This is a genomic window from Mesorhizobium sp. P171375 (assembly GCF_057786075.1).
The window spans coordinates 6,030,194-6,056,762 of the sequence record NZ_JBYNWF010000001.1 but is presented as its reverse complement, the minus strand read 5'-3'; the positions used below and the strand labels follow the sequence as shown (position 1 = coordinate 6,056,762).

30 protein-coding genes are annotated in these 26,569 nt (G+C 63.1%); 17 read left to right on the top strand and 13 right to left on the bottom strand.

Annotated features, from left to right (window positions below; all coding sequences use genetic code 11):
- Window positions 1-3: 3 nt before the first annotated feature.
- Together ACYHH6_RS29550 and ACYHH6_RS29545 are read left to right on the top strand one after the other, a co-directional pair.
- A complete protein-coding gene (locus ACYHH6_RS29550; RefSeq protein ID WP_352589846.1) occupies window positions 4-399 on the top strand; it encodes an acyl-CoA thioesterase in 396 nt (131 codons plus the stop codon).
- 70 nt (window positions 400-469) lie between these two features.
- Window positions 470-718: a hypothetical protein gene (locus tag ACYHH6_RS29545; protein ID WP_352589843.1), complete on the top strand. Its 249-nt coding sequence runs from the start codon at window positions 470-472 to the stop codon at window positions 716-718.
- Between the two features lie 159 nt (window positions 719-877).
- Here the strand turns inward: ACYHH6_RS29545 and ACYHH6_RS29540 are convergent, their stop codons facing one another.
- On the bottom strand, window positions 878-1,246 hold the full coding sequence (locus tag ACYHH6_RS29540; protein ID WP_162712075.1) for a winged helix-turn-helix transcriptional regulator: 369 nt from the start codon (window positions 1,244-1,246) through the stop codon (window positions 878-880).
- Window positions 1,247-1,335: 89 nt separating this feature from the next.
- Between ACYHH6_RS29540 and ACYHH6_RS29535 the strand changes: the two genes are divergently transcribed.
- Window positions 1,336-1,941: an NADPH-dependent FMN reductase gene (locus tag ACYHH6_RS29535; protein ID WP_192257837.1), complete on the top strand. Its 606-nt coding sequence runs from the start codon at window positions 1,336-1,338 to the stop codon at window positions 1,939-1,941.
- A gap of 95 nt (window positions 1,942-2,036) precedes the next feature.
- Here the strand turns inward: ACYHH6_RS29535 and ACYHH6_RS29530 are convergent, their stop codons facing one another.
- Window positions 2,037-3,338, bottom strand: a complete 1,302-nt coding sequence (locus ACYHH6_RS29530) for a glucoamylase family protein (RefSeq protein WP_352589839.1) — start codon at window positions 3,336-3,338, stop codon at window positions 2,037-2,039.
- Window positions 3,339-3,598: 260 nt separating this feature from the next.
- On the opposite strand from ACYHH6_RS29530, the gene ACYHH6_RS29525 reads away from it, so the two are divergent.
- From ACYHH6_RS29525 to ACYHH6_RS29510, 4 genes are all read left to right on the top strand, one after another.
- Entirely contained in the window at window positions 3,599-4,150 is a 552-nt protein-coding gene (locus ACYHH6_RS29525) for a winged helix-turn-helix transcriptional regulator (protein ID WP_352589836.1), read from the top strand.
- Entirely contained in the window at window positions 4,147-5,250 is a 1,104-nt protein-coding gene (locus ACYHH6_RS29520) for an HlyD family secretion protein (protein WP_352589833.1), read from the top strand. The genes ACYHH6_RS29525 and ACYHH6_RS29520 overlap by 4 nt, the downstream gene beginning before the upstream one ends.
- Before the next feature lie 7 nt (window positions 5,251-5,257).
- Window positions 5,258-6,814, top strand: a complete 1,557-nt coding sequence (locus ACYHH6_RS29515; protein ID WP_352589830.1) for a DHA2 family efflux MFS transporter permease subunit — start codon at window positions 5,258-5,260, stop codon at window positions 6,812-6,814.
- A 135-nt stretch (window positions 6,815-6,949) separates the two neighbouring features.
- On the top strand, window positions 6,950-7,828 hold the full coding sequence (locus ACYHH6_RS29510; protein ID WP_352589892.1) for a DMT family transporter: 879 nt from the start codon (window positions 6,950-6,952) through the stop codon (window positions 7,826-7,828).
- Between the two features lie 13 nt (window positions 7,829-7,841).
- Here ACYHH6_RS29510 and ACYHH6_RS29505 read toward each other — a convergent pair whose 3' ends face one another.
- Complete coding sequence (locus tag ACYHH6_RS29505) at window positions 7,842-9,152, bottom strand: hemolysin family protein (protein WP_112561005.1); 1,311 nt, start codon at window positions 9,150-9,152, stop codon at window positions 7,842-7,844.
- A 76-nt stretch (window positions 9,153-9,228) separates the two neighbouring features.
- On the bottom strand, window positions 9,229-10,143 hold the full coding sequence (locus ACYHH6_RS29500; RefSeq protein WP_352589827.1) for a LysR family transcriptional regulator: 915 nt from the start codon (window positions 10,141-10,143) through the stop codon (window positions 9,229-9,231).
- Window positions 10,144-10,273: 130 nt separating this feature from the next.
- On the opposite strand from ACYHH6_RS29500, the gene ACYHH6_RS29495 reads away from it, so the two are divergent.
- On the top strand, window positions 10,274-11,296 hold the full coding sequence (locus tag ACYHH6_RS29495) for a zinc-dependent alcohol dehydrogenase family protein (protein WP_352589824.1): 1,023 nt from the start codon (window positions 10,274-10,276) through the stop codon (window positions 11,294-11,296).
- Between the two features lie 18 nt (window positions 11,297-11,314).
- Here ACYHH6_RS29495 and ACYHH6_RS29490 read toward each other — a convergent pair whose 3' ends face one another.
- The 4 genes from ACYHH6_RS29490 to ACYHH6_RS29475 all read right to left on the bottom strand — a co-directional run bounded on the left by ACYHH6_RS29490 (window position 11,315) and on the right by ACYHH6_RS29475 (window position 14,665).
- Window positions 11,315-12,022, bottom strand: a complete 708-nt coding sequence (locus ACYHH6_RS29490; protein ID WP_352589822.1) for an LssY C-terminal domain-containing protein — start codon at window positions 12,020-12,022, stop codon at window positions 11,315-11,317.
- A 65-nt stretch (window positions 12,023-12,087) separates the two neighbouring features.
- The gene (locus ACYHH6_RS29485) at window positions 12,088-12,888 is read right to left on the bottom strand and encodes an extensin-like domain-containing protein (RefSeq protein WP_192257850.1); all 801 of its coding nucleotides are present in this window, start codon (window positions 12,886-12,888) and stop codon (window positions 12,088-12,090) included.
- Between the two features lie 105 nt (window positions 12,889-12,993).
- Window positions 12,994-14,163, bottom strand: coding sequence for an extensin-like domain-containing protein (locus ACYHH6_RS29480; RefSeq protein WP_352589820.1), 1,170 nt, complete (start codon window positions 14,161-14,163; stop codon window positions 12,994-12,996).
- Between the two features lie 76 nt (window positions 14,164-14,239).
- Window positions 14,240-14,665: a DUF3775 domain-containing protein gene (locus ACYHH6_RS29475; RefSeq protein ID WP_112561002.1), complete on the bottom strand. Its 426-nt coding sequence runs from the start codon at window positions 14,663-14,665 to the stop codon at window positions 14,240-14,242.
- Window positions 14,666-14,882: 217 nt separating this feature from the next.
- Between ACYHH6_RS29475 and ACYHH6_RS29470 the strand changes: the two genes are divergently transcribed.
- Together ACYHH6_RS29470 and greA are read left to right on the top strand one after the other, a co-directional pair.
- Complete coding sequence (locus ACYHH6_RS29470) at window positions 14,883-15,422, top strand: tetratricopeptide repeat protein (RefSeq protein WP_352589817.1); 540 nt, start codon at window positions 14,883-14,885, stop codon at window positions 15,420-15,422.
- Window positions 15,423-15,708: 286 nt separating this feature from the next.
- Window positions 15,709-16,182: a transcription elongation factor GreA gene (gene greA, locus ACYHH6_RS29465; protein ID WP_112561000.1), complete on the top strand. Its 474-nt coding sequence runs from the start codon at window positions 15,709-15,711 to the stop codon at window positions 16,180-16,182.
- Between the two features lie 24 nt (window positions 16,183-16,206).
- Here the strand turns inward: greA and waaC are convergent, their stop codons facing one another.
- Genes waaC through rfaD form a run of 3 tightly spaced genes read right to left on the bottom strand, consistent with a single transcriptional unit; the run spans window position 16,207 to window position 19,108 of the window.
- Complete coding sequence (waaC, locus tag ACYHH6_RS29460) at window positions 16,207-17,181, bottom strand: lipopolysaccharide heptosyltransferase I (protein ID WP_352589814.1); 975 nt, start codon at window positions 17,179-17,181, stop codon at window positions 16,207-16,209.
- Window positions 17,178-18,185, bottom strand: a complete 1,008-nt coding sequence (waaF, locus tag ACYHH6_RS29455) for a lipopolysaccharide heptosyltransferase II (protein WP_352589811.1) — start codon at window positions 18,183-18,185, stop codon at window positions 17,178-17,180. The genes waaC and waaF overlap by 4 nt, the downstream gene beginning before the upstream one ends.
- Window positions 18,158-19,108, bottom strand: coding sequence for an ADP-glyceromanno-heptose 6-epimerase (gene rfaD, locus ACYHH6_RS29450; protein ID WP_352589808.1), 951 nt, complete (start codon window positions 19,106-19,108; stop codon window positions 18,158-18,160). The genes waaF and rfaD overlap by 28 nt, the downstream gene beginning before the upstream one ends.
- A 143-nt stretch (window positions 19,109-19,251) precedes the next feature.
- Between rfaD and ACYHH6_RS29445 the strand changes: the two genes are divergently transcribed.
- From ACYHH6_RS29445 to ACYHH6_RS29425, 5 genes are all read left to right on the top strand, one after another.
- Window positions 19,252-19,488, top strand: a complete 237-nt coding sequence (locus ACYHH6_RS29445) for a type II toxin-antitoxin system Phd/YefM family antitoxin (RefSeq protein WP_352589805.1) — start codon at window positions 19,252-19,254, stop codon at window positions 19,486-19,488.
- Between the two features lie 357 nt (window positions 19,489-19,845).
- Window positions 19,846-20,478, top strand: coding sequence for a LysE family translocator (locus ACYHH6_RS29440; RefSeq protein WP_352589801.1), 633 nt, complete (start codon window positions 19,846-19,848; stop codon window positions 20,476-20,478).
- Between the two features lie 123 nt (window positions 20,479-20,601).
- Window positions 20,602-22,095, top strand: a complete 1,494-nt coding sequence (rfaE1, locus tag ACYHH6_RS29435) for a D-glycero-beta-D-manno-heptose-7-phosphate kinase (protein ID WP_352589798.1) — start codon at window positions 20,602-20,604, stop codon at window positions 22,093-22,095.
- Between the two features lie 8 nt (window positions 22,096-22,103).
- The gene (locus ACYHH6_RS29430; protein WP_352589795.1) at window positions 22,104-22,676 is read left to right on the top strand and encodes a D-sedoheptulose-7-phosphate isomerase; all 573 of its coding nucleotides are present in this window, start codon (window positions 22,104-22,106) and stop codon (window positions 22,674-22,676) included.
- Window positions 22,669-23,325, top strand: a complete 657-nt coding sequence (locus ACYHH6_RS29425) for a D-glycero-alpha-D-manno-heptose-1,7-bisphosphate 7-phosphatase (protein WP_352589792.1) — start codon at window positions 22,669-22,671, stop codon at window positions 23,323-23,325. The genes ACYHH6_RS29430 and ACYHH6_RS29425 overlap by 8 nt, the downstream gene beginning before the upstream one ends.
- On the opposite strand, the gene ACYHH6_RS29420 is transcribed toward ACYHH6_RS29425, so the two are convergent.
- On the bottom strand, window positions 23,322-23,792 hold the full coding sequence (locus ACYHH6_RS29420) for an Lrp/AsnC family transcriptional regulator (RefSeq protein ID WP_352589789.1): 471 nt from the start codon (window positions 23,790-23,792) through the stop codon (window positions 23,322-23,324). The two genes, ACYHH6_RS29425 and ACYHH6_RS29420, sit on opposite strands and share 4 nt — an antisense overlap.
- 256 nt (window positions 23,793-24,048) lie before the next feature.
- Here ACYHH6_RS29420 and trxB point away from each other — a divergent pair, with 256 nt between their 5' ends.
- Window positions 24,049-25,023, top strand: coding sequence for a thioredoxin-disulfide reductase (gene trxB, locus ACYHH6_RS29415; RefSeq protein ID WP_352589786.1), 975 nt, complete (start codon window positions 24,049-24,051; stop codon window positions 25,021-25,023).
- 80 nt (window positions 25,024-25,103) lie between these two features.
- A complete protein-coding gene (locus ACYHH6_RS29410) occupies window positions 25,104-26,000 on the top strand; it encodes a LysR family transcriptional regulator (protein WP_352589783.1) in 897 nt (298 codons plus the stop codon).
- A 19-nt stretch (window positions 26,001-26,019) separates the two neighbouring features.
- On the opposite strand, the gene ACYHH6_RS29405 is transcribed toward ACYHH6_RS29410, so the two are convergent.
- On the bottom strand, window positions 26,020-26,517 hold the full coding sequence (locus ACYHH6_RS29405; protein ID WP_352589780.1) for a methyltransferase family protein: 498 nt from the start codon (window positions 26,515-26,517) through the stop codon (window positions 26,020-26,022).
- Between the last annotated feature and the right edge of the window lie 52 nt (window positions 26,518-26,569).

The window sequence follows — 26,569 nt, the reverse complement described above, 5'->3', positions numbered from 1 at the left end:
CGCATGGTGCATTACGCGGACGGACAGCCGATCGGCGATCTGACCTTGCGCACGCTGGCCATGCCGGCCGATGCCAATGCGGCCGGCGATATCTTTGGCGGCTGGGTGATGGCGCAAATGGACCTTGCCTGCGGCATCCGCGCCGCCGAGCGCGCCAAGGGCCGCGTGGTGACGGCGGCGGTCAAGGAGATGTCCTTCGCCAAGGCGATGAAGATCGGCGACACGCTGTGCATCTACACCCATGTCGAGCGCGTCGGCCGCACGTCGATGACGCTCAAGGTCGAGGCTTGGGCGCAGCGCTACCTCTCCGATCTGATGGAGAAGGTCACCTATGCCGATTTTGTCATGGTGGCGCTTGATAGCGACGGCAAGCCGAAGCCGATTCCAGCGGAAAGCTGAAGCAGTCGATTCTTCCAAGCTTGCGCTTATGTAACATCCCCCACGCGGGCGATGCGCTACGCGACATCCAATGGTTGCCTTCGTCTCCGATTCTGCGGATGGCGGAGGGAAGACAATGCGTCAACACATGCTGAACGGCTGGCTCGTGGCGGCCCTTGTCGCGGTGATCTGTCTGCTTGGCACCACCGCCTATACCGAGATCAGGAAAGAACTTCCGAGCGTCGCCTGCAAGCACGACCGCACAGTCGACAACCAGCGAACTGCAAGGGCCGATACGTGCAGCACGATGTGTTGCAGCAACCCTGCGTCAAAGGCCTGAAGGCCTCTCAGCGAGGACGCTTATTCGCCTCAAAATGATGGTGCGCCGGCGAACGAGACGCGGCAGCTGGATCGCGACGGCCTGGCCGAGGATGCCAGGCGGACCCAGCCAAATCTGAACTGCGTGTCTCGAGGACGAAGTCCTTGCGCTGCAAGGGTTTCAGGCGTGCACGCCGTCGAATTTTTCGCGCGCTGCCTGGACGCGCACGGTGTTTTTGCGCGCCCATTCGCCCAGCGCGCCGACCGGGACCAGCAGCTCATGGCCGAGCTCGGTCAGCTCGTAATCGACGCGTGGCGGGATGGTCGGGAACACGGTTCGGGTGACGAAACCGTCGCGCTCCAGGCCACGCAAAGTGGTGGTCAGCATCTTCTGCGAAATGCCGCCGACGGCGGCGCGCAATTCATTGAAACGCAGCGGCCCGCCGCCGAGCTTGCCGACGACCAGGACGGTCCATTTGTCGCCGACGCGCTGCAGGATTTCCGAGACGGCGCGGCAGTCTTCGGTGTTGTGCGGGTACCTCAGTAACAAAACGGTGCCTCCTTGCGCAGTGGTTTGACAGTATCTCATATAGCGCCGGTATCCAAACGATACCAGCTTTTACATATATGGAGAGCCCCATGTCCAAGCCCAAAATCGCCATTGTCGTCGGTTCGACACGCGCCGCGCGTTTCGCCGATGTGCCCGCCCAGTGGATCGCCAAGATCGCAAAATCGCATGCCGACATCGATGTCGAGATCGTTGACCTGCGCGACTGGCCGCTGCCCTTCTTCGATGAAGTTGCCTCGTCCGCCTGGGCACCGTCGCAGAACGAAGTTGCGCAGCGTTGGCAGAAGAAGGTCGCCGAGTTCGACGGCTTCATCTTCACCGCCGCCGAATACAATCACGGCCCGACCGCAGTGCTGAAGAACGCCATCGACTACGCCGCCAATGAATGGAACAAGAAGCCGGCCGGCTTTGTCGGCTATGGCAGCGTCGGCGGCTCGCGTGCTGTCGAGCACCTGCGCCTTGCCGCCGTTGAGCTGCAGATGGCGCCGGTCAAGTCCGCCGTCCACATCGCCTGGGGCGATTTCCTGGCGGTACGCCAGGGCGAAAAGAAGCTTGAGGAGATCGAGCATCTGAACCAGGCTGCTGCCGCGCTGGTCAACGATGTCGCCTGGTGGGCCCGGGTGCTCAAGGCTGCGCGTCAGGCCGACGCGATTGCCGGCGAAGCCCAGGCGGCCTGAGCCTTATCCTCCCAAGGATCAATCATCTTCCCAAAGGGGCGGCGCTTGCGCCGCCCTTTTTTCGTTGACGACCATGCGTGATAGATCGCCGCCTGTCACAGCCAACCGCCGGAAAAACCGGCTCGATGCAGTCCGGTGGCGATGGCCGGCACGCCGCGCATCAGCCGCCACAGGAAGTCCGACCGGTAATTCTCGATCATCAGGGCGATCGGCCCCTGATTGATGCCGACGTGGTCCGGCGATACCCAGCCACAGGCGCGGCCGTCGGCTGCGGCGATCGTCGGATTGAAGCTTGCGACGAAGCCGTAAGGATTGCCCACGTGCAGGTCCATCTCGTGAAAATGGCGCAGCGCCGGCAGCACGATTTCCGGCGCAAAGGGCAGGGAGGTAATCGCCGCCCATGGCGACAGCGTGCCGTCATCAGGCCCGAAAGGCGCGCCGCGCGCGAGATAGCCGAAGAAGCGGCGGCCATCGATCGTCATTTCCCGTTTGGTCGGGCCCGGACCGTCGCTGGCGGTGACGCCCCAGCAATTCTCGCCGTAGCCGCTTAGCCCCTTCGGATTGCGGATGGCGTAGTCGCGCTGCAGATAGGTCGCCTGGCGGCTGTTCTGGAAATAGTCGCTGTCGTGATCGCGCATGAAGGCATCGCGGATGCCGCGAAAATCGATCCAGATATGCGAGAACTGGTGGATGAAGAGCGGGCCGGCATAGACCAGTTCGCGGTCGTAGATTGTCTTCCACTTGTAGCTGGACAGCCAGGCCGCGTAGCTCTCGGGCGGCAGCGGATGGGTTGGCGAGCCCAAACCCAGCACGTACAGGATCAGCGCTTCGTCAAATCCTTCCCAGCGATAGCGCAGGAAGCCTTTTTCAGGCCGCCAGCCATGGGTAACGGTGGGGCCGCCATTCTGCGCCCAGCGCCAGTCGGCGCGGCGGTAGAGCGCATCGGCGAGCTGGCGGATTTCCAGTTCGGATCCATCGTCCTGGTCAAAATAGGCGCCGGCGGACAGAACGCCCGCAAGCAGGAGCGCGGTATCGACAGTGGACAGCTCGCACTTCCAGACGCGGCGGCCGGTCTGCATGTCGAGGAAATGATAGTAGAAACCCTTGTAGCCGGTGGCATCGGGCTCTGGCCCATGCGGAGCGTTCCAGAAGAAACGGAGCGTGGCGAGCGTGCGCTCGATTGCGGCCGCGCGCGTCATGAAACCGCGTTCGACACCGACGGGATAGGACGACAAAGCGAGGCCGACGGCGGCTATGCTGGCAGGCGACGCCTGCGTGTTGCGGTCGGCGACCAGGCCGTTGGCAGGGTTGGCCTCGTTGAGAAAATACTCGAAGGACAGACGCTGGATATCTTGGAGAAGCTCGTCGTTTAGCGCGTGTTCGTTCGATGCATCCATGGCTATCGATATAGAGGCTTTGGCTGCGTTTCCCAATCTCTCAGTGGATCAATCATGGGTGAGGCAGGCTGCTTTCGGAGTCCGTACTTCGCCATGCAAGCGAGCATCTGACAAAGCCCTTCTGACGCCACGTCGCGGGCATTGCTTGCCGACCTTGAGCCGCCACGCGCTCGTGTCCCTTGCTCGATCACGTCCGAGTGAATTGCATAATGCAACTCACATCGCTATCTGTAACTTTCATTATGAAAGAGACCGCTGTCATGGTTGCAAAGACAAGCTTCGAAAACCGCCCATGCCCCATCGCGCGCAGCCTCGATGCTGTCGGTGAGTGGTGGAGCATCCTGCTGCTCAGGGACGCGTTCCAGGGCCTGACGCGCTTCGACCAGTTTCAAAAGAGCCTGGACATCGCGCCCAACATTCTGACGCGGCGGCTGAACAGCCTTGTCGAGCGCGGCCTGTTCGAAAAGCGCGTCTACTGCGAACGGCCGCTTCGCCATGAATATGTGCTGACCGCCAAGGCGCGCGATTTTCGCCCGGTTCTCCTCTCCCTGCTCGCCTGGGGCAACAAGCATCTGGCCCCCGAAGGCCCGAGCCTGGTGATGGTGGACAGGGCGGATGGACGCTGGGCCGAGCCGGTTCTGGTCGACCGCCAAACCGGCAGTGAACTCGACAGCGAGGGCTTCACCCTGGCGACTGGACCGACCGCCACCGACCGTATGCGGCAGCGCTATCGCTTCAGCAGCGCGGGCTCAGGCCTTCCGCTTATAGAGAATACGGTGATTGAGCACAGGTGGGATGAGGCGCGCCAATGAACAAGGTTCTTTCGGCCGCCGAGCTGCAGCCGGCGCAGCCCCCGGTCGTGCAAATCCCCGCACCCGCCAAAAAGCGCCGCAAGCCGTGGCTGACGCTGGCAGCCGTGATCGTCGTCGGTGCCGCCGGATGGTATGGCTTCGACTGGTGGCGGGCCGGCCGCTTCCTCGTCTCGACCGACGATGCCTATGTCGGCGGCAACGTCACGCCGCTGGCGCCGCGGGTCGCCGGCCACATCGATCAGATCCTTGTCGAGGACAACCGGCACGTCGCCGCCGGACAGCTCATCATCCGCATCGACGACCGGCCGTTCAAGGCGGCGCTGGAGCATGCTCAGGCGTCCGTCCAGCAGCAGCAATCGGCCCTCGACAATCTGCGCGCCCAGATATCGTTGCAGAATTCGGTGATCGAGCAGGCCGAGGCCGATCTCGAAGCCAAGAGCGCTGCCGCGACTTTCACCGCCCAGGATGCCAAACGCTATGAAGTGCTGGCCAGCACCCGGGCCGGAACGCAGCAGGATGCGCAGAGAAGCCTCGCCGTCGACGGTCAGGCCAAGGCTACCGTTGCCGCCTCGCGCGCCGGGCTTGCCGCCGCCAGACAGCAGCTCGACGTGCTCAACACCCAGATCGCGGAAGCGACCGCAGCTGTCGCGGCGGCCAAGGCCGACGTCGATACGGCCGAGCTCGATCTCGGCTTCACGGAAATCCGCTCGCCCCTCGACGGCATCATCGGCAACAGGCTGGCGCAGGTCGGCAGCTATGTCTCGCCGGGCAGCTATCTCCTGACCATCGTTCCGGCCTCCGGCCTGTGGGTCGACGCCAATTTCAAGGAAGACCAGCTGCGCGACATGACCGACGGCCAGGCTGCGACGGTCTACACCGACATTGCGCCCGATGCGCCGCTCAAAGGTCACGTCACCAGCCTGGGGCCGGCGACCGGGGCGATCTTCAGCGTGATCCCGCCGCAGAACGCGACCGGCAATTTCACCAAGATCGTCCAGCGCGTTCCGGTCCGGATCACGATCGACCCGGACCAGGCGCAGAAAGTCGCGCTGCGGCCGGGTCTGTCGACAACGGTCACCGTCGATACCGCGTCACGCTGAGGACGCCATGCCGGTGCGCCAGGAATCCTTCATCACCAGCATCCTGCCGTTCATGGTGATGTGCGTGGGGATGTTCATCGCGCTGCTCGACATCCAGATCGTGGCGTCTTCGCTGCAGGATATTGGTGGTGGTCTGTCGGCGGCACAGGACCAGATCGGCTGGGTGCAGACCTCCTATCTGGTGGCGGAAATCATTGTCATCCCGCTGTCGGGCTGGCTCACCCGCGTGTTCTCGACACGCTGGCTTTTCACCTTCTCGGCAGCCGGCTTCACGCTGGCCAGCATGCTGTGCGGCTTCGCCTGGAGCATCGAAAGCATGATCGTGTTCCGCGCACTGCAGGGGCTGCTCGGCGCGTCGATGATCCCGACGGTGTTCACCTCGTCGTTCCACTACTTCCAGGGGCCGAGGCGGGTCTATGCGGCGGCGGTGGTCGGCAGCATCGCGTCGATCGCGCCAACGCTCGGCCCGGTGATCGGCGGCTGGATCACCGATACGCTGAACTGGCACTGGCTGTTTTATGTCAACGTCATTCCCGGCACCATCATCACTATCCTCGTCGCGCTGCTGGTCAAGATCGACAAGGCCGATCCGTCGCTGCTGAAGGGCGCTGATTATATCGGCATGGTGCTGATGGCGGTCAGCCTCGGCACGGCCGAATATGTGCTGGAGGAGGGCACGCGCTGGAACTGGTTCGACGACGCAACGATCCGCAACGGCGCCATCATTGCCAGCGTTACCCTGGTTCTGTTCGTCATCCGCAGCCTGACCTATTCACAGCCGGTGGTCGACTTTCGCGCCTTCGGCAACCGCAACTTTGCCATCGGCTGCTTCCTCTCCTTCGTTACCGGCATCGGCATCTTTGCCACGATCTATCTGACGCCGCTGTTCCTCGGCTATGTCCGCGGCTACGACGCCTTCCAGACCGGGGTGGCGGTGTTTTCCACAGGCGTCGCCTCGATGGTCGGCGTGCCGGTCTACATCTTCCTCGCCAAGCGCTTCGACACGCGCTGGCTGATGATGTTCGGGCTGGCATCTTTCGGCGCCTCGATGTGGAGCTTTAGCGCTATCACCAGCCAGTGGGGCGCCGCGCAACTGCTTCTGCCGCAGATATTTCGTGGTTTTCCGCAGGTCTTTGCGGTGGCGCCGAGCGTTAATCTCGGCCTCGGCAGCCTGCCGCCGGAGCGGCTGAAATATGCCAGTGGCCTGTTCAATACGATGCGCAATCTGGGCGGCGCGGTGGGCATCGCCATTTGTGGCGCGATCCTGAACGACCGCACCAACTTCCATTTCCTGACTATCGCCTCGCATCTGACGCCGCAAAACGAGGCGGCGATGCGCCTCCTCGACAATGTCGGGCAGCGCTATGGGCAGTTGCCGGGTGCTGTCGACGATGGTCATGCCGCGGCGCTGAAGCAGCTCTGGCAACTTGCCTATCGCGAGGCCTCCACCATGGCCTATGCCGATGCGTTCCTGGTCATCATGGTTGCCTTCGTCATCGCCACCGCGCTGGTTCCCTTCCTGCGCAACGTCACGCCGAAGGCGCCGCCGCCGGACGCGCACTGAGGCAAACTTGCCTTGGACCGGCATATGGACAGGGCTGCCATCTGGCCCTGCCGTTTTGCCCTGATATATCGGCCGCGATCCATCACATGAGCAGTCCCCGTGAAGTCACCCAGCCTGACAGGCATCGTTTCCCCCATGATCCCGGTGCTGGTCTGCGCGCTGGCGATCTTCCTTCTGTCCGCCATGGATGCGGCAATGAAGGTTCTGGTCATCGCCGTCGGTGTCTACAACACGGTGCTGTGGCGAAGCATGCTTGCAACCGTGGTCGCGGGCACGGCCTGGGCGGCAGGGCCGCGCGTGCTTCCCACGCCTTCCGTGCTCAAGCTGCATGCGCTGCGCGCCGTCGTCGTCTGCATCGTTCTGCTGTCATTCTTCTGGGGGCTTGCCAGGCTGCCGCTGGCGGATGGGATCGGGCTTAGTTTCGTAGCACCGCTGTTTGCTCTTCTGCTGGCCGCACTGCTGTTGGGCGAACGCATCCAGCGTCAGGCGATCTGGGCGTCGCTGGCCGGCATCGCCGGCGTCGTCATCATCATGGCCGGACAGTTCGGGCAAGGCAGTTACACCGGGGATGCTCTGCTTGGCACGGTGGCGGTGCTCGCGTCGACGGTGTTCTATGCCTACAACCTGATCCTCTCGCGGCGACAGGCGCTGGTGGCCAAACCAGGCGAGATCATGATGTTCCAGAACCTGTGCGTCGCCACCGTCCTTCTCCCCGCCGCGCCCTGGCTGGCGGTTGCCCTGCCGGGCAATCTCTGGCTTCCCCTTGCGGGTGTGACGGCTTTGTCGCTCTCCGGCCAGTTCCTGATGAGCTGGTCCTATGCGCGCGCTGAAGCGCAATATCTGATCCCGACGGAATATTCGGCCTTCATCTGGGCGATCGTGTTCGGCTGGCTGTTCTTCGACGAGGCGGCGACCTGGACAACGCTGGCAGGTGCGGCCCTGATCGTGGCCAGCTGCCTGATCGCCTCGCGCTCCAATCCGAGACTTGCCGAACCGATCGAAGCCGCGGTGTGAAAGGGCGCTGTTGTCAGCGCACCACTTCGCGATGGCCGCTGGGCAGGCGGGTGGCGATCAGCTTGTCGATGCGGCGGCCGTCGAGGTCGACCACCTCGAAGCGCCAGCCCTGCGCGTCGACGCATTCGCCGGTCGCCGGCAGATGATGCATGTGCGACAGCACATAGCCGGCGACGGTCTCATAGTCGCGGTTTTCTGGCAGGTCGATGCCGAGAACCTCGGCCATCTCGTCGGCCTGCATGTAGCCGGCGAGCAGCCATGAGCCGTCCTCGCGCTTGACGGCGTTTTCCTCCTCGCCGGCATCGAGGTCGGCGCGGAACACACCAGTGATGGCTTCGAGAATGTCGGCGGGGGTAACGATGCCTTCGAAATGACCGTATTCGTCATGCACCAGCGCCATTGGCACGTCGGAATCCTTCAGCTTCTGCAGCACGTCCAGCGCGTCGGCCTGGTCATAGACGATGGGGGCGGCGCGCGCATGCTTGCGTGGGTCGAGCGGGCGGCCGGCAAGGATCGCCGCCAGCACGTCGCGGGTCTGGACGACGCCGACCATGACATCGACGCCGCCATCGCCCGCCGGCAGGCGCGAATGCTGGGTGTCCATCAAGAGCTTGCGGATGGCGCTCTCATCCGCCTGCAGATTGATCCAGTCGACTTCGGTGCGCGGCGTCATCACCGCGCGCACGGCGCGGTCGCCGAGCCGCATGACGCCGGCAATCATGCGCCGCTCGTCGGATTCGATGGTGCCGTGATGCTCGGCCTCGGCGACCAGCATCTTGATCTCCTCGTCGGTGACCTTCTCGTCGCTTTCGCCGCGCTGGCCGAGCAGCCACAATATGGCGCGGCCGGAAATGTCGAGCAGGAAGACGAGCGGCGCCGAGACAGTGGCAAGGATGGTCATCGCCGGAGCGGCGCGGGCAGCAACGCGTTCCGGATCGCGCAATGCGATCTGCTTGGGCACCAGTTCGCCGACAATCAGCGAGAAATAGGTGATGATGGCGACGACGATGCCGACGCCGAGCGGGTCGGCGACGCTCTCGCGGATGCCGGTCGAGGCCAGGAAGACGGACAGCCTGTCGCCCAGCGTGGCGCCGGAGAAGGCGCCCGACAACACCCCTACCAAGGTGATGCCGATCTGCACCGACGACAGGAATTTGCCGGGGTTGGAGCCGAGCGCCAGCGCGCGCCCGGCGCCATTGACGCCGCGGTCGATCATCGCCTTGAGCCGTGCCGGGCGCGACGAAACGATGGCGAGCTCGGACATCGACAGAAGGCCGTTCACACAGATGAGGACGACCACGGTAGCGATTTCGACGTATAGCATCAGGGGTCAATAGCATTGCCGCGCGGTTTTCGAAAATAGATGGCCGCGATTTTTCAAGATGACGGGCGCGGATCTTTCAAGCGACATCCCAAGGCGGCGACGAAAAACGCTCGACCAGGGCATCGACGACGACGCGAACCTTCGGCGCCAGGTTGCGTGTCACCGGCCAGATAGCATGCACGACGACGTTTTCGACCAGACAATCCGACAGAACCATCTCAAGTTCGCCGCTTTTGAGGCAGTCGGCCGCCAGCCAGGTTGGCAGAAAAGCAATGCCGCAGCCGGCAAGCGCTGCATCCAGCATCGGTTCGCCATGACCGAGGACGAGCCGCGCTTTGGGCACGAATTTTCCGAGATGTCCGTCGCTATGCCTTACGGTCCAGGGCCGGACGACGCCGTCGCGGCCGTAACCGATGACGCTATGGGCGGCAAGATCCTCGATCGATCGCGGCCTGCCGTGGTTTTCGAGATAGGCAGGGGCGGCGCAGATTGCCGAGCGCTGGGCATAGATGCGACGCGCGGCGAGCGACAGGCTATCGTCGAGATCGCCCATGCGGATGGCAAGATCGATGCCTTCCTCTATCAAGTCGACCCGCCGGTCATTGAAGGAGATTTCTACCGTCAGATCCGGGAACTGCCTGGAAAGATCGAACAGAACAGGGGCGACGCAGCGGCGGCCGAAGGCCAGAGGCACGTCGACACGAAGCCGGCCGGAAGGCACCTGGCGACGCAAGGCAATCAACGAGTGGGCGGCCTCGATCTCAGCCAGCGCCCTGACACAGGCTTCATAGTAGCTGACGCCTTCGCTGGTTGGGCTGAGGCTGCGAGTGGTGCGGTTGAGCAGGCGAACGCCGAGGCGCTGCTCCAACTGCGCAATCGTCTTGCCGACCGCCGATTTCGTCACATGCATACGTTCGCCTGCACCGGTGAAGCTGCCGGCCTCCACCACCTGGACGAAGGCGACGACGCCTTGCAGGTTCGGCGATTCCATCGGTCGTTTCCTATTGTAGCGTTCAGGTATTCAATCCGTTGCCAAATATGCCACATCGAAGCGCTAATTTCCATAGCGAAATGGCATAGATGTCTCTCCCGTGACGTCAATCACGGAGCGCGAAAACAAGATGAGCACCCAAGTCAACAGATCCTGGCAGATGACCGGCTTTGGCCTGTCCAGGCTGGAGAGGGTTGAAGGCAAGGTTCCCGAGCCAGGCCCGCGCGAGCTTCTGGTGCGAACCAAAGCCGTATCCCTGAACTACAAGGACAGGATGATCATCGACGGCACGCTGATCCCGGATCTTGTCTTTCCCTTTGTGCCGACATCCGACGCACTGGGCGAGGTGGTGGCCGTCGGCAAGGAGGTCAGCCGTTTTCGCGTCGGGCAACGCGTACTCGGCCAGGTGATCGCCGACTGGCCGGATGGCAACGCTCCACCGGTGCTGCACAAGCACACGCTGGGGTTGTCGCTCTCGGGCATGCTTTCCGATCACGTCGTCCTTGGCGAGGATGCCGCAGTGTTGGCGCCACCATCGCTCAGCGATGTCGAGGCGGCGACGCTGCCGATCGCGGCGCTGACGGCGTGGTTCGCGTTGGTCGAGGCGACCAAGCCGGTGCCGGGCCAGACCCTTCTCATCCAGGGCACCGGTGGTGTGTCGCTGTTTGCGTTGCAGTTTGCCAACGCATTTGGTCTGCGCCCCATCGTTACGTCGAGCAGCGACGAGAAGCTCGAGCGGGCGAGGCAACTCGGTGCCTGGCAGGTGATCAACTACCGGACCCAGCCTGCATGGGACAAAGCCGCGCGCGACCTGACAGAGGGCATTGGCGTCAACCATGTGCTGGAAATGGTCGGCGGCGACAATGCGCGGCGTTCGCTCCATGCGCTGGCCGCGGATGGCCGGCTGTCGATCATCGGCATCCTCGGCGACGCTGAACTCAGCTTTCCGATCCTGCCGTTCATGCGTAACCGCATCACCGTGCAAGGCCTGTCGGTCGGCCACCGCCGTGCTTTCGAGCGGATGAACCAGGCGATCGAAGCGCTGGCGCTCAAGCCGGTGATCGACAAGGTTTTTGGCTTCGATGAGGTGCCGCAGGCATTGAAGCATCTGGAGAAAGGGCCGTTCGGCAAGATCGTGATCACCATGACCTGACCCTTTGCAATCGTTTTGCTATGGCAACCGCTTCAAGATGCCGACGATGGCCTTGCCGTCGGTGAAATAGGGATCGCCGCCGCCATTGCGTCCGGCTTTGGTGGCGCCGATGCCAGGGATATCGCTTACCGAGATCAACATGCCGGCAGCCGACAGGTCGTGGATCAAGAGATCGCGCTCGGCGTCGATGTCGGGGCCGATATGGTGGGTAATGGCGCCGGTGTCGTGGCTCAGCCCAACGCCACGATCGAAGCTGGCCGAGCCCAGCCAGAGCGGGCGGCCATCGTCGCCGGTCGCGTCGGTGCGCCAGAAGCGGACATGATGACGTCGGTCGGCGCTGTCGCCGACCGGTTTTTCAAAGGCGAGGTCCTGGGCGCGGCCTTCGAACAGCAGCCGGCTGACCGGTGCGTCGGGATAGGGATGGTCGAACAGCACGCTTTCCCCGATTTCGATCGCGGTCTTCAGCGTCACGCCGTCTGCCGTGTCCCAACCGGCCACGGCGAAGGCATGCACAAGCTCCTTTTCGCTGCCGACAAGGCCGACATTGATCGGGTCGCCAGGAATGCCTTGCGGCGTATGCGTTACCATCTCGAAGGTCTGCTTGCGAAAGCCGCGATCCCTGAATGTCCAGAATTCAGGTGCGGCGACATAGGCGAGCGCCAGCCAGGCGGCCACGAAAGCCGCAAGCCAGATCGTTGCGCGTTGTCTGAGGCTTTTCTGTCCCACCTGTCCGCCGCCTGCTTGCGAGGCGTCACCTTATGCGGCGTGACGGGGCTTTGGCAAAGAGCCGGCTAGCGGCAGGCGCGGTAGCCGCTCTTGCGGTTCTTGATGTCAAAATGGAAATGGTTGCGGTGGTCGTAATTGTAGCCGGGGCCGAGCACGGTGGTGAAATACTGGCAGCCGTCGGCGCGCACATTGTTGAGGAAGCCACGGGTGCGGAAGGCGAACAGGCCGGGCTTGCGCACGTCGATGTCGTCGCCATTGTTGAGCTCGATGCTCATGACGTCGAGTGCGTTGCCCTTGCCGTGCTCGGACAGGACGCCCTCGCCAGCGATGTTGCGGCAGGAATAGCTCGAGCCCTGGTGAATGGTCTTGACGCCGGAGAAATAGCGCCAGCGGGCGGAGGGAACCAGTTCGTTCCGGGTCCAGGCGGCGAAGCTGGCGGCCATGTCACAGGTCAATGTCGCCGCCGGTTTCATCTGGATGCCGCCAATGGCCGAAACCTTGACCGGATAGTCGATGCCGCACTGTCCCTCATGGATCGGCTGGACATCGGTGTAGACGACGCCGAGGCGCCGCAATTCTCCACGGCAGTCGGTTTCGCTGGCCGGCATCTGCTCGGGCTCCGACATCGGCTCGTCCATGCGCGGATAGGCGGCGGTCATGTAGGGATTGGACGGGACGAGCTTCTGCATACCTTCATACTGCGGTACGGCAGCAGTCTGGGCACCGACATCGACAGCCGGCTGCAGCGACAGCACACTGCCGGTGTTGCAGGCAGAAACGGCGGCCAGCGCAAGGCCGGCGGTCACCATCGCTGCGCGTTTCGATTGGCGCGCGACCATCGCGGCGGCGCGAAATATTCCGGCCATGGGCGGAATCCCTGTCCCTAGATGTCCGGCATTTTAACGATCAAGGGTAAAGGAAAACTCAGCGGCCGCATTCACGCCTGCGGCTGAAATGCGGCAGGCGGACGATCATTGGCAGAAGGTGCCGCCGTGCCGACGCGGTTCGAGATCGAGATGGAAATGCAGGGCGTGATCGGAGTCCGCGCCCGGTCCGAGCACGGTCTTGAACGGTCCGCAGGCAGCCTTGCGCACCGCGTTGAGGAATTTGCCGTCCTTTTCGGGAGGCGTTGGACCGACTTCGATCTTCCGGCCGTCAGCCAAGGTGAAGCTGGCGATATCGAGGGCGTTGCCGAATGCGTGTTCCGACAGTTTGCGCGTACCATGGCGTGGCCGGCAGACGAAGGCCGATGCCGGGTTGATCGATTTCAGGTCGGCGCCGAATTCAGCCTTTGCCGTCGGCTGGATGACATTGGCGGCAAAGCGGGCGGCCACTTCGGCCATCGGGCAGTTGAGCTCGGTGGCGGGGCCGATGGCGATGGATTTTCCGAGCGTCTTCAGCACGATGGGATAGGGGATCGAGCAGCCGATATCGGGATTGCTTTCCGCCTTGTGCTCCTCGAATTCGACGCCAAGCGCCGTCAGCCGCTCGCGACAGGCAACTTCCTCCGCCGGCATTTTTGCATCGGGCAAATCGCCCGAGCGAGGGTCGGGGAGCATCTTCTTGTCGTCGGCATCCTCGGGTTTTTCAGGCGGTTGTGGGACGACGACCGGCGGCTCTACCTCCGGCTTTGTGACGTCGGGCCTTTGTGTCGGAACGGGCACCACTGCCGGCGGCTCAGACCTACTCTCGGCATTGGTTGACGGCTCCGAGCCTGACGGCTCTGGGGCTGACGGTTCGGGCCGCGCCTGTTTTTTATATCGGGATTTTTCTTCATTGAACCGATCGTCATCGGACCGGTTGGGTGCACCACTGGTCTTTTGCTCTTCGGTTTTTGCGGCGCCGGTCTCCTGCGCCTCCACGGGACGCGCCTTGGGCACCGGAACATCGTTGGGTGATGGCTGCGGATCCGGCGTTTTCGGTTCCGCCTGGTTCGGCACGATATGCCGCTTGCCGCGCGATTTCAGGCGGTGCTTGCTGCGCGGCTTCGACGGCTGGTCGGCCCGTTGTGTCAGCAGTTGCTCAACCCAGGACGGCTTATGAGGCCGTCTGTGCTTCGCGTCGGCAGGCGTCGTGAGCAATCCGGCCACCACCATGGCCAGCGCCAACCCGCACATTCTGGAAAAGACAAGCGCCGCCATCGGTCCTAAACGGCGTGGGCTTGCGGAGGTTGCCGTGAAAAGCGCATGCGCCCGATCACGATCGGTTACCCCGGCGTTACGCGCCGATCGCCTCCAGCCCTTCTTCCAGCCAGTCGGCCAGCAGCGGCATGCCGAGCAGATATTTTGCCGTGCGCTTGTTGGCGCGCTCGCGCGCGGCGGCAACCGCATCGGACCATTCCGCTGCGTCATAGTCGCCGCGGCCGACCCAGGCCAGCGCGATCAATTCGGCCGCCTCGTCGACATTGAGGTCGTTGATCAGTTCGCGCAGCTCTTCCTCGGTGAGGTTTTCAGAGCTCTCCTCCGCAAGCCCGTCATGGTGGTGATTGTCGTGCGTGTCGCCGTCGAACTCGACCTCATGCTCGGCGCCGTCGGTATAGTCTTCGTTGACGGCAGCGCTCAGCCCCTTTGCCTTGAGAATGAACAGCCGCACGGTGTCCGGGCCGATCGATAGCTCCCATTCCCGTTCACGGCGCTGTTGCACTCTCTCGCACTCCGCTGGTCATTTCCCGGATGATAGCGGATTTGCAGCGCGCGTCACGTCCGTTCGGCCGGCTTGGCTCACCGCCGGCGGGTTTCTGGCTCGCGCGCCTGTCTTTTGAAGTGGTTTTGGCAAATAGTTTTCGCGGCGCGGCTTTTCCGGGATGAAATGGCGCGCGTCCGGCGTTAGCATTTCATCATTATCCCTCAAGGAGGCTTCGATGCGCAGACGTTTGCTGATTCAAGTTCTAGCTGTTGTCGCTCTGCCGCTGTTTGCGGCGCCAGCATTTACCGCCGGCGAAGGCGGCGGAGGCGGCAGCGACGGCGGGAGCACGAAATGCAAGAAGGGCGAGGTCTGGGACAAGAAGCTCAAGAAGTGCGTCGCGCCGAAATACGGCATGCTCGACGACGACAATATCTATGAGGCGGGCCATGATCTGGCGATGGCCGGGCGCTATGATGAGGCGATCGCCGTGCTCAGCCTGGCCGCCAACAAGCAGGATCCGCGCATCCTCAACTATCTCGGCTATTCGCACCGCCATTCCGGCCGCGTCACGGTCGGGCTCGGCTATTATGAGGAAGCGCTGCGCATCAATCCCGATTACACGCTGGTGCGCGAATATCTCGGCGAGGCGCATCTGCAGATCGGCGACCTGGCTGGCGCCCAGGAGCAGCTGGCCGAGATCGAGAAGCGCACCGGCAAAGGCTCGCGCGAATACGGCATGCTGGCCGAACAGATCTACCATTTTATGAGAAGCTGACCCCACCCAATGGCTTCTCTGGGCCGGTTGCGAGCAATCGCAGCCGGCTTTTTATTGTCTTAGCCGCAACACAACGCGCATTCCGCGACGGCAACTGCACAATCGGCTCATGATTTTTCAAAAGCCCGCTTTTTCAGCGTGAAAAGCGCGCGAAGATCGCTATATTAGGGGAAATTGCGGTGAAACGGTTCCGTTAGCCCGAGGCTACCGGACCCGTTTTCTTTTTGTACCCATCGACAAGGCTTTCCCCGAAACGCGGGGGTGGCGGCAGGAAAGGTTAGGCATCATGAACAAGGTCCCGATGACAGGCGAGGGGTTCGCGTCATTGAAGGAAGAACTGCGTTGGCGCCAGCAGGAAGAGCGGCCGCGCATCATCGAGGCGATCTCCGAAGCGCGCTCGCATGGCGACCTGTCCGAAAATGCCGAATATCATGCTGCCAAGGAGTCGCAGAGCCTCAATGAGGGCCGCGTTAACGAGCTAGAAGATTATATCGCGCGCGCCGAAGTGATCGACATCACCAAGCTCAGCGGCGACAAGGTCAAGTTCGGCGCCACGGTGGTGCTGGTCGACGAGGACACCGAGGAAAAGAAGACCTACCAGATCGTCGGCGACCAGGAAGCGGACGTGAAATCGGGCCGCATCTCGATCTCGTCGCCGATCGCGCGTGCGCTCATCGGCAAGGAAGTCGGCGACGCCATCGAGGTTAATGCGCCCGGCGGTGCCAGGGGCTACGAGATCGTCCAGGTGCAGTTCATCTAGGACCTCAGATAATTCCGAAAGCTTCTAAGCCGGCGCTCGTGATTTGAGCGCCAGTTGCTTTTCAGCTTCTGCCACAACCTCAGCCGGTGTTAAGCGCTCCCCTGATGCGGCCAGCAGCGTTGAGGCATATTGCCCGCGCGGGCCGGTTAACCCCGGCTCCGTCGCCAGGAATACCGCGACCGTCGGCAGGCCGAAGGCGCTGGCGAGATGGGTCAGGCCGGTGTCGGCGCCGATGACCAGCGTCGAACGGCCGAGGATCGCGGCGATGTCGGATAGCGGCGATTTCGGCACCACGATTGTTGCCGGCACCGCTTGCGCGATCGCCTTGGCCACGGCCTTCTCGCGCTCGTTCGACCAGGTGGTGACCGGCGTGATCCCCCGCCCAACCAGGAGGCGAGCAGCTCCGATCCAGTCTTCGGGCGGCCATTTCTTGTCCTCGCGGCTGGTGCCGTGCAGCAGGAAGGCCGTTTTACCATCGATGCCGGCCGGGCCGCCCGGAGGAGGCACAATCCCTGATGCCAGCGTCGAAAGATCGGGCTTGTAGCCAAGCGCCAGCCCGAACAGCCGCCGCGTGCGTTCAATGGCGTGCAGGTCGCGCGGCACGGCGTATTTGCGCTTGTAAAACAACGTTGCCGAGGGCTCCCGCGCGCTGGCGCGATCGAAACCGGCAACCGGCGCGCCGGCCTGGATGGCGACAAAGGCCGACTTCAACAACCCTTGCGCATCGATGACCAGATCGTACTGGCCCGCGTGCAGTTCCCGGCGCAGGCCGGCCATCTCGCGCCATGTACCGCTGTCGAAAAGCTGCTTGCGCCAGCGCCGGATCGCCACTTTGTGGATGGTTGCGATCGCCGGATGCAGGGCGACGATGCCGGCAAAGGCCTCCTCGACACACCAATCAAAGGAAATGTCAGGGCGGTTGCGGCGCGCATCCTCGACAGCGGGGAAGGTGTGGATGACGTCGCCCATTGACGATGTCTTGACGATCAGCACCTTCATGCGACGGCCGGGAGTTCCAGCAAACGGTCCACCGCCGCCGCAACCTTGGCGACATCGAGCGTCTTCAGGCAGTTGAGATGGCCGAGCGGGCAGACTTTTTGGTGACAGGGCGAGCAGGACAAATGCAGCCAGATGAGCTCGCGCTGCTCGGCGAGCGGCGGCGTGTTCTCAGGCGAGGTCGAGCCGTAGACGGCAACGACCGGCGTGCCGACGGCGGCCGCGACATGCATCAGCCCGCTGTCGTTGGACACCGCCAGCCTGGCCGCCGCGATCAGGTCGATGGCGTCTTCCAGCCGCGTTTTGCCTGCGAGATCGACGACACCGGGTGCGAGCGCCGAAATGTCGGCGGTGACGTCGCGATCGTTCTTGGAGCCAAACAGCGCCACTTTGAATCCCTTCGCCATCATCTCGCGGGCGAGGCCGGCATAGCTTTCGCTCGGCCAGCGTTTGGCCGGACCGAATTCGGCGCCGGGCATCACGGCCACGAATTTTCTCGGCTGCAGATCGAAGCGGATAAGAAGCTCTTTCTGATTGCCGGCATCGACGGTGAGCCGCGGCGGCCGGAAATGTCCGCCTTGGGCAAGACCGAAATAAGCCTGCGCGGTTCGCCGCTTGACGCTGGCGGGCAGCGGAACGATGTCGGTCAGCAGGCCATAGCGCATTTCGCGCAAATTGCCGAAGCGGCGTGGAATGCGGGCAAAGAACGGGATCAGTGCCGATTTCCAGCTCCCCGGCAGGACATACGCCATGTCGTAGCGGCCGCGCAGCAGGCGGCCGAAGCGGCGGCGAATGGTGAATTCGAGCGCGCCGGGTTTCAGCGGAAAATCGATCTGCTGGCGCAGTTCGGGCATGCGCTTGACCAAGGGGGCTGCCCAGGCCGGAGCCAGCACGTCGATGGCGGCGTTGGGATGGCGTTCCTTCAGCGCCGAAAACAGGCACTGCGCCATGACCATGTCGCCCACCCAGCGTGGGCCGATCACGAGGATCGTTGGGCTTTCAGCCATTCGACATAGTCTCTGACGCCGGTTTCCACGCTGCGGAATTGCCCGTTATAGCCGGCTGCGCGCAAGCGGGACATATCAGCCTGGGTAAAACTCTGGTAGCTGCCCTTGAGATGGTCGGGGAATTCTATGAACTCGATCTCGCCTTTGCCCAGCGTGTCGATGACGGTTTCAGCGATGGCGCGGAACGGCTGGGCGCGGCCGGTGCCGCAGTTGAAGATGCCGCTTGAGCCCCGCTTCCACAGCCACAGATTGACGTCGGCGACATCGCCGACATGAATGAAGTCGCGGCTCTGTTCGCCAGGGCCAAAACCGTCATAGGCGCCGAACAGCTTTGGATTCTCGCCGCGCCCGACCTGGTTGAACAGATGGAAGGCGACCGAGGCCATGGCGCCCTTATGCGCCTCACGCGGCCCATAAACGTTGAAATAGCGCAAGCCGGTGACCTGCGAATGGTCGGTATCGAAGACGGTCCGCCTGACATAGTCGTCGAACAGTTTCTTCGAATAGGCATAGACGTTGAGCGGCCGCTCGAGCGCCGGGTCCTCGCGAAACTCCGAACCGCCGCCATAGACGGAGGCCGAGGAGGCGTAGAGGAAGGGGACCCGCAGCGACAGGCAGGCATGCAGCAGCCGCTTCGAATAGGCGTAGTTCACATCCATCATGTACTTGCCGTTCCACTCGGTGGTGGTCGAGCAGGCGCCCTGATGGAACACAGCCTCGATGCGGCCGAGGTCGCCGGCTTCCAGGCGCGGCAGGAACTCGTCCTTGTCGAGATAGTCGGCGATCTTGAGATCGGCCAGATTGACGATCTTGTGGCCGTCGGTGAGGTCGTCGACGACGATTATGTCGTCATGGCCTTCGGCATTGAGTGCGGCGACTATGTTGGAGCCGATCATGCCGGCGCCGCCCGTGACGATGATCATGAAGGCCTCTGGCTGCTTGCGATTCCGGTCCTTATAAGGGAGCCCAGCCGGGCTGTCGATGAAGCAGGCGGTTGCCTACTCTTGTTGTGTCAAGCTTGTCTATTTTGTCTGTTTTGTCTATTATGTGCAAAACGGAGTTTGCGATGAAACACTATCCATCGACCGATCTGAAACAGAATCTCGGCGACGTGCTTGCAGCTGCCAGCCAGCAGCCCGTGTCCATCACCCGCCACAACAAGCCGAGATATGTCCTGATGAGCATCGAGGCTTACGAGGCACGCTTCGTCAACGACAGCCGCCGCGCCTACGCGGCCAAGGACGCTCCACCCGAACATGTCGAGAGGCTTGAGGAGTACGCGGCCGGCGTAGATCGCGATTAGGCCGATTGCTGCCGACAGCGCAGTCGATGTGGTTTGGTTGCCGATAATCGCGCTAAGTCAGCGCCGCCCCTCATCCGCCTGCCGGCACCTTCTCCCCGTATAGTGACGGGGAGAAGGGGCTTGTCGCAACTTGCCGCCTTTCTTGCAACGCCGGTGGTTGGCGAAACCATCGATGGGAGCGCCCCTCTCCCCGTCACTATACGGGGAGAGGATGCCGGCAGGCAGGTGAGGGGCAGCGCAAACGCCTGGCAAGACAGTTGGACGAGTTCGAAGATATCCATATCTGTGGTATCGCCAATATGGAAATGAGGGCAGTGAGGCGCAGCCCGTCAGAGACCCAATCCTTGAGGGACAAAAATGCCGTCGACCGAACTGCTCATTGCGTTTTTCGTCACCACGGCGATCTTCGCCTACATCCCGGGTCCAGCCATGCTTTACGCGGCCGCGCAGACCATGGCGCGCGGGCGCTGGTCGGGGCTGACGGCGGCACTCGGCATCCATCTTGGCGGCTATTTCCATGTCTTTGCCGCGGCCGCCGGCCTGTCGGTGCTGTTCCACGCCGTGCCGCCGCTCTACATGGCGGTCAAGCTGATCGGCGCGCTCTACCTGATCTGGCTTGGTGTCTCGCTGTTTCGCAAGCGCGGGGAGGGCGATGCGGCATTGCCGGCCATCGAGCGGAAATCGGCGCGACGGGCCTTTTTCGAGAGCATCACCGTCGAGGTGCTCAATCCGAAGACGGCGATCTTCTTCATGGCGTTCCTGCCGCAGTTCATCGATGCCTCGGCGGCTTTGCCAGTCTGGCTGCAGTTCGTCGTTTTGGGCACCATCGTCAATCTGATGTTTTCTTCCGCCGATATCGTCTGCGTGTTTTTGGCCGGTGCGGTCATCGGCCGGCTCAAGCGCTCCAGCCGCGCCCAGTGCATGATGCAGCGGGCGGGCGGGGCGGTGCTGGTTGGACTGGGCGTCCACGTTGCGATGCAGAAGAGCTGACGGCTGCCTGACGTTGCGCTGCGTGGATTTGCGGTATATCGGCTTCGCCATGAACGATCCGGCCCGTAAATTGACAATTTTCAGCGTGATTGAGATCGGCCTTTCCCTCGCATTGCCAGTGACATGATCAAGCACAATCCGCCTTCGCCCGAGCCTTTGCACCGCGCCATTGCCCGCTTTGGCGACGTCGCCGTGCTGGTGGTGGGTGACTTCATCCTCGACCGTTTCGTCAATGGCGTCATCGAGCGGATATCGCCGGAAGCGCCGATTCCGGTGCTGCACGGGCGCGGCGAGACCTCGACGATGGGCGGCGCCGGCAATGTCGTCGCCAACATCGTTTCGCTGGGTGCAGCCGCTATACCGGTCTCGGTGATCGGCACCGATGTGGCCGGCGACAATCTCATGCGCATGCTGCGCGAACTCGGCGCCAATACGGCGGGCCTCGCGCAGGAGCGCGGCCGCATGACGTCATCGAAGAGCCGCTTCAGCGCGCTCAACCAGCAGGTGTTGCGCTTCGACGAGGAAGAGATCAAGCCGCTCGACGTGGCCGAGCGTGCCGGCCTGGTCCGGCATTTCCGGGAAGCGCTCTCTCGCGCCGACATCGTCATCCTGTCCGATTACGGCAAGGGCATCCTGCTCGACGGCGTGGCGGCCGAACTGATCGCCATCTGCCGCGAGGCGGGAAAACCGGTGCTGGTCGACCCCAAGGGGCGCGACTATGCACGCTATGCCGGCGCGACCGCCATAACCCCAAACCGCAAGGAGTTGGGCGAAGCGGTCGGTCATCCGGTTTTCGCCGATGACGAGATCGTCGCGGCCGCACGCGAATTGATTGCGGCGCACGGCCTCGACTTCGTCGTCGCCACGCGCAGCGAAAAGGGCATGAGCGTCGTCAGCGCAGATGAGGCGCGCCACATCGCCACCCAGGCGCGCGAAGTGTTCGACGTTTCGGGCGCCGGCGACACGGTGATCGCCAGCTTCGCGCTGGCCCTGGCCGCGGGCGCCGATCGCGTCATGGCCGCCTCCATCGCCAATGCTGCCGGTGGCGTGGTGGTGGGCAAGCGCGGCACGGCGCGGTTGACGGTCGAGGAGCTGACCGGCGCGCTGTTTCGCTCGCATGGCCCGACCGCGCACAAGGACGCCATCCTCGATGCCGCATCGGCCGCGCGCATGGTGGCGACGTGGAAGGATGAGGGTTTGACCGTCGGCTTCACCAATGGCTGTTTCGACATCCTCCATGCCGGCCATGTCAGTCTGCTACACGCGGCGCGCAGCCAGTGCGATCGGTTGGTGCTCGGGCTCAACAGCGACGCCTCGGTGCGCCGGCTGAAAGGGCCGGGGCGCCCGGTCAACGACCAGCATGACCGCGCCTGTGTGCTCGCTGCACTTGCTTCCGTCGACGCCGTCGTCGTGTTCGAGGAGGACACGCCGCTGGCGCTGATCGAGGCGCTGCTGCCGGACATTCTGGTCAAGGGCGCCGACTACACCGTCGAAACCGTGGTCGGCGCCGATGTGGTGCAGAAAGCGGGCGGACGTGTCGTGCTGGTCGACCTCGTCGCCGGCAAGAGCACCACCGGCACGATCGGCAAATTGCGCGCCGGTGGCGCCAGCAACTGAGGGATTTCATGTCCGGACTGAACGATTACCTTGTCCGCTCGGCGGCTGCGATCAACGCGATGGTCGAGCGCGACCTGACCGTCGAGATGGAGCGGGCGGCAGTGGCTATCGTCACCGCGCTTTCGTCCGGTAAGGCTTTGCTGATCGCTGGCAATGGCGGTTCGGCCAGCGACGCCATCCACATTGCCGGCGAACTGGTCGGCCGCTTCCTTAGGGAGCGCAAGGCCTACAATGTCATCGCGCTGCCAGCCAATGCCGCCGTGCTGACTGCATGGGGCAATGACTACGGCTTCGACACGGTGTTTTCGCGTCAGGTCGAGGCGCATGGCGCGGCAGGTGGCGTGCTGCTCGCCATTTCGACCAGCGGTAATTCGCCGAGCATTCTTGCCGCTGCCGAGCAGGCACGGATGATGGACATGACGGTGATCAGCCTGACCGGCGATACCGGCGGCAAGCTTGCGCCGCTCACCGACATCCTGCTCAACGTGCCCTCAACCTCGACGCCGATCATCCAGCAGGGGCATCTCTGCCTCTACCATTATCTTTGCGAAGTGGTCGAAGCGCGTCTCAGCGATGTCTGACACCGGCGCCTCCGGCCCATACCCGCTGGCTGAGCCCGGTCTGTGGGTCGAGCGGGTCGGTTCACGGGTGTTTCCAGCCAACGCGCCGGCGCTGTTTCTCGACCGCGACGGCACCATCAATGTCGATACCGGTTATCCCGACGATCCCGCTGACATCGTTCTGCGGCCGGAAATGCTGCCAGTAATCCGAACCGCCAATATCGTCGGCCTTCCTGCGATCATAGTGTCCAACCAGTCGGGCATTGCGCGCGGCTACTTCGGCTGGCCTGAATTCGCCGCCGTGAATGCCCGGCTGCTGGCACTTCTCGAAGTCGAGCAATGCCGTATCGATATGGTGCTTGCCTGTGGCTACCATTCGAGCGGCACGGGTGAACTGGCGATAGGCGATCATCCGATGCGCAAGCCCAATCCAGGCATGCTTTTGCGCGCTCGTGATCTGCTGCGCGTGGACGTCGGTCGATCGATCATCGTTGGCGACAAGGCTGACGACATGGAAGCCGGTCGAAGAGGTGGGCTGGTAGAAGGGTGGCTCGTCGGCGGCAGGATCAACAAAAAGGCCCCGGACGGCAGTTTCACGACGCGCAAACTGATGACGGGCAATGACTACCGCAGACTGTGCGACGTAATCGCAGGGTTGGGCGTGGCTTAGAACGCCACCAGTCCCTCGTCCTTGACGCGGCGGATGGTGAGCGCGGTGCGCACCGTGTCGACATTTGGCGCCGAGGCCAGCTGTTCGATGACGAAGGTCTGGAAGGTGCCGAGGTCGCTCGCCACGCAATGCAGCAGGAAATCGGATTCGCCCGACACCATCCAGGCATCGCGCACGATCGGCCAGCCGCGGGTGCGCTCGGCGAAGGTTTTGAGTTCCGCGTCGGCCTGGTGGTGCAGGCCGATCAGGCAGAAGGCGACGACGTCCATGCCGAGCGCCGGCGCGTTGAGCAAGGCGCGATAGCCCTTGATGATGCCGGTTTCCTCCAGCCGCCGGACACGGCGCAGGCAGGGCGGGGCGGAAATGCCGACGCGGCTCGACAGTTCGACATTGGTCATGCGCCCGTCGCCCTGAAGCTCGCGCAAAATCTTCCAGTCGATGGCGTCGAGATCGGCTTTCAGGGGCATGGCTGTCTCAGCTTAAGCGCAAGAATCTTTCGCGATCTCGTCATTAAACGACTTTTGTGTCGATGCCAGCCCTTGGTCAGGCGATTTTAGGGCGGTAACGAAAGCGGCGATTGCGCGAATATGCCTATGGGCCGAAGCTTTCCGGGGACGACGGCCCGTTCGTCTTGCTGGCATGGTTGGCAACCCTTACATTACCAGCGACATTTCACGTCTTTTTCCAAGGCACACTCGATTGTCTGCCCCGCAGAGGCTTTAGATGACCACCAAACATGCGCCTGTCCTTATCATCGGTTCCGGCCCGGCCGGCTATACCGCCGCGGTCTATGCCGCGCGCGCCATGCTGAAGCCGATGCTCGTCGCCGGCCTGCAGCAGGGCGGCCAGTTGATGATCACCACCGATGTCGAAAACTATCCGGGCTTCGCCGATCCGATCCAGGGTCCGTGGCTGATGGAGCAGATGCTGAAGCAGGCCGAGCATGTCGGCACCGACATCATCAACGACATCATCACCGAGGTCGATCTCAACGTGCGGCCGTTTCGCGCCAAGGGCGATTCCGGCACCACCTACACGGCGGACGCGCTGATCATCGCCACCGGCGCGCAGGCGAAGTGGCTGGGCATTCCGACCGAGCAGGCCTTCATGGGCTTCGGCGTGTCGGCCTGCGCCACCTGCGACGGCTTTTTCTACCGCGGCAAGGATGTCGCGGTGATCGGCGGCGGCAATTCGGCGGTGGAGGAGGCGCTCTACCTCTCCAATCTGGCGAAGAGCGTGACCGTCATTCACCGCCGCAACGATTTCCGCGCCGAGCGCATCCTGCGTGAGCGGCTGTTGAAGAAGGACAATGTCCGCGTCATCTGGGACACGATCGTCGACGAGATCACCGGCCGGCCCGGCAAGACGCCGCTGCCACCTTCGGTCGAAGGGCTGAAGCTCAAGAACGCGGTGACGGGCGAGATCAGCCATCTCAAGGTCGACGGTGTGTTCGTGGCGATCGGCCATGCGCCGGCGGTGGAGCTGTTTGTCGGCAAGCTGAAGCAGAAGCCGAATGGCTATCTGTGGACGGCGCCCGATTCGACCCGCACCGACGTGCCCGGCGTGTTTGCCGCCGGCGACGTGACCGACGACATCTACCGTCAGGCGGTGACCGCCGCCGGGCTCGGCTGCATGGCCGCGCTCGAGGCGGAAAAGTACCTGGCCGGCATCGAGGTGCTCCGCGAAGCGGCGGAATAAAATCTATCAAGACGGCAGAGCAAGCCGTTCAAAAGCCTGATTTTTCATTCAGACGCCAAAAACAGAACGAGGGGAACTCAATGGCGTTGGACTGGGACAAGCTTCGCGTGTTTCACGCTGCGGCGGAGGCTGGGTCGTTCACCCATGCCGCCGAGACATTGCATCTGTCGCAATCGGCGATTTCACGCCAGGTCAGCGCGCTCGAACATGATGTCGGGGTGCCGCTGTTCAACCGCCATGCGCGCGGCCTGGTGCTGACTGAGCAGGGCGAGATGCTGTTCCGCACGGCGCATGACGTGCTGATGAAGCTGGAGACCATCAAGTCGCGGCTGACCGAAGCCAAGGACCGGCCGTCCGGCGTGCTCAGGGTGACGACCACTGTCGGGCTTGGCGCCGGCTGGCTGACCGAGCGTGTGCAGGAATTCATCGAACTCTATCCGGAAATCAGCCTGCAGCTGATCCTCGCCAATGAGGAACTCGACCTCACCATGCGCCAGGCCGATTGCGCGATCCGGCTGCGCCAGCCGCAGCAGCCCGACCTGATCCAACGCCGCCTGTTTACGGTGCATTTCCACCTCTATGCCTCGCCGGCCTATGTCGGCAAACACGGCAAGCCGGCCTCGGTCGCCGATCTGAAGAACCATCGCATCGTCACCTTCGGCGTGCCGGTTCCGTCACATCTGTCGGAGCTTAACTGGCTGGAGACCATCGGCGATTTCGAAGGCGGGCAAAGGGTGCCGACGCTGCAGATCAACGACATATTGTCGATCAAGCGCGCCGTGCAGGGCGGCGCCGGCATCGCCATGCTGCCCGACTATGTGATCTCCAAGGAGTCCGATCTGGTGCAGCTTTTGCCAGAGACCGAGGTGCCGTCCTTCGACACCTATTTCGCCTATCCCGACGCGATGAAGAACCAGGCCAAGCTGCACGTGTTCCGCGATTTCATCATCGCGAAAGCGCGTAGCTGGTCGTTTTGATCCTCACGATGCTCTGTAGCTATTCCCGCCACGGCGTCAGCCGCGGCAACCAGCCGGGGACGTTGCGGCGGTAGGTCTCGTATTCGGCGCCATAGCGGCGGGCCAGCGTCGGCTCTTCGTAGAGCTTCACGAAGGAGCCCATGACGATCGCGCCGATGACGGCATAGGCGACGACGGTCCAGCTCGAAAACAGCAGCGCCTGGCCGAGGATGATCGACAGCACCGCGACATACATCGGGTTGCGGACATGGCGGTAGATGCCGCCGATCACCAGTCGCTCGGTGGGCGCGACAGGCGCCGGTGTGCCGAGGCCTTCAAGCGCAAAGCGGGCAAAGGAATGAACGAGCAGGGCGATGGCCGCGACGATCAGAAGCCAGCCGAGGGGAACGAAACCGGGCACAGTCGATAGCGGCAGATGGTAGTGGTCCGTCAGCAGCCAGGGCACCACACCGGCGACGACGCAAGGCGCTGCGATGAAGAAGACCGCGCTGCCGGCGATCGCCTGGGGTGTCCGCATTTCAGGTCTTCCTTGCCGGCGCCTTGCCTTCCGATTCTGGCCGCTGCCGCAA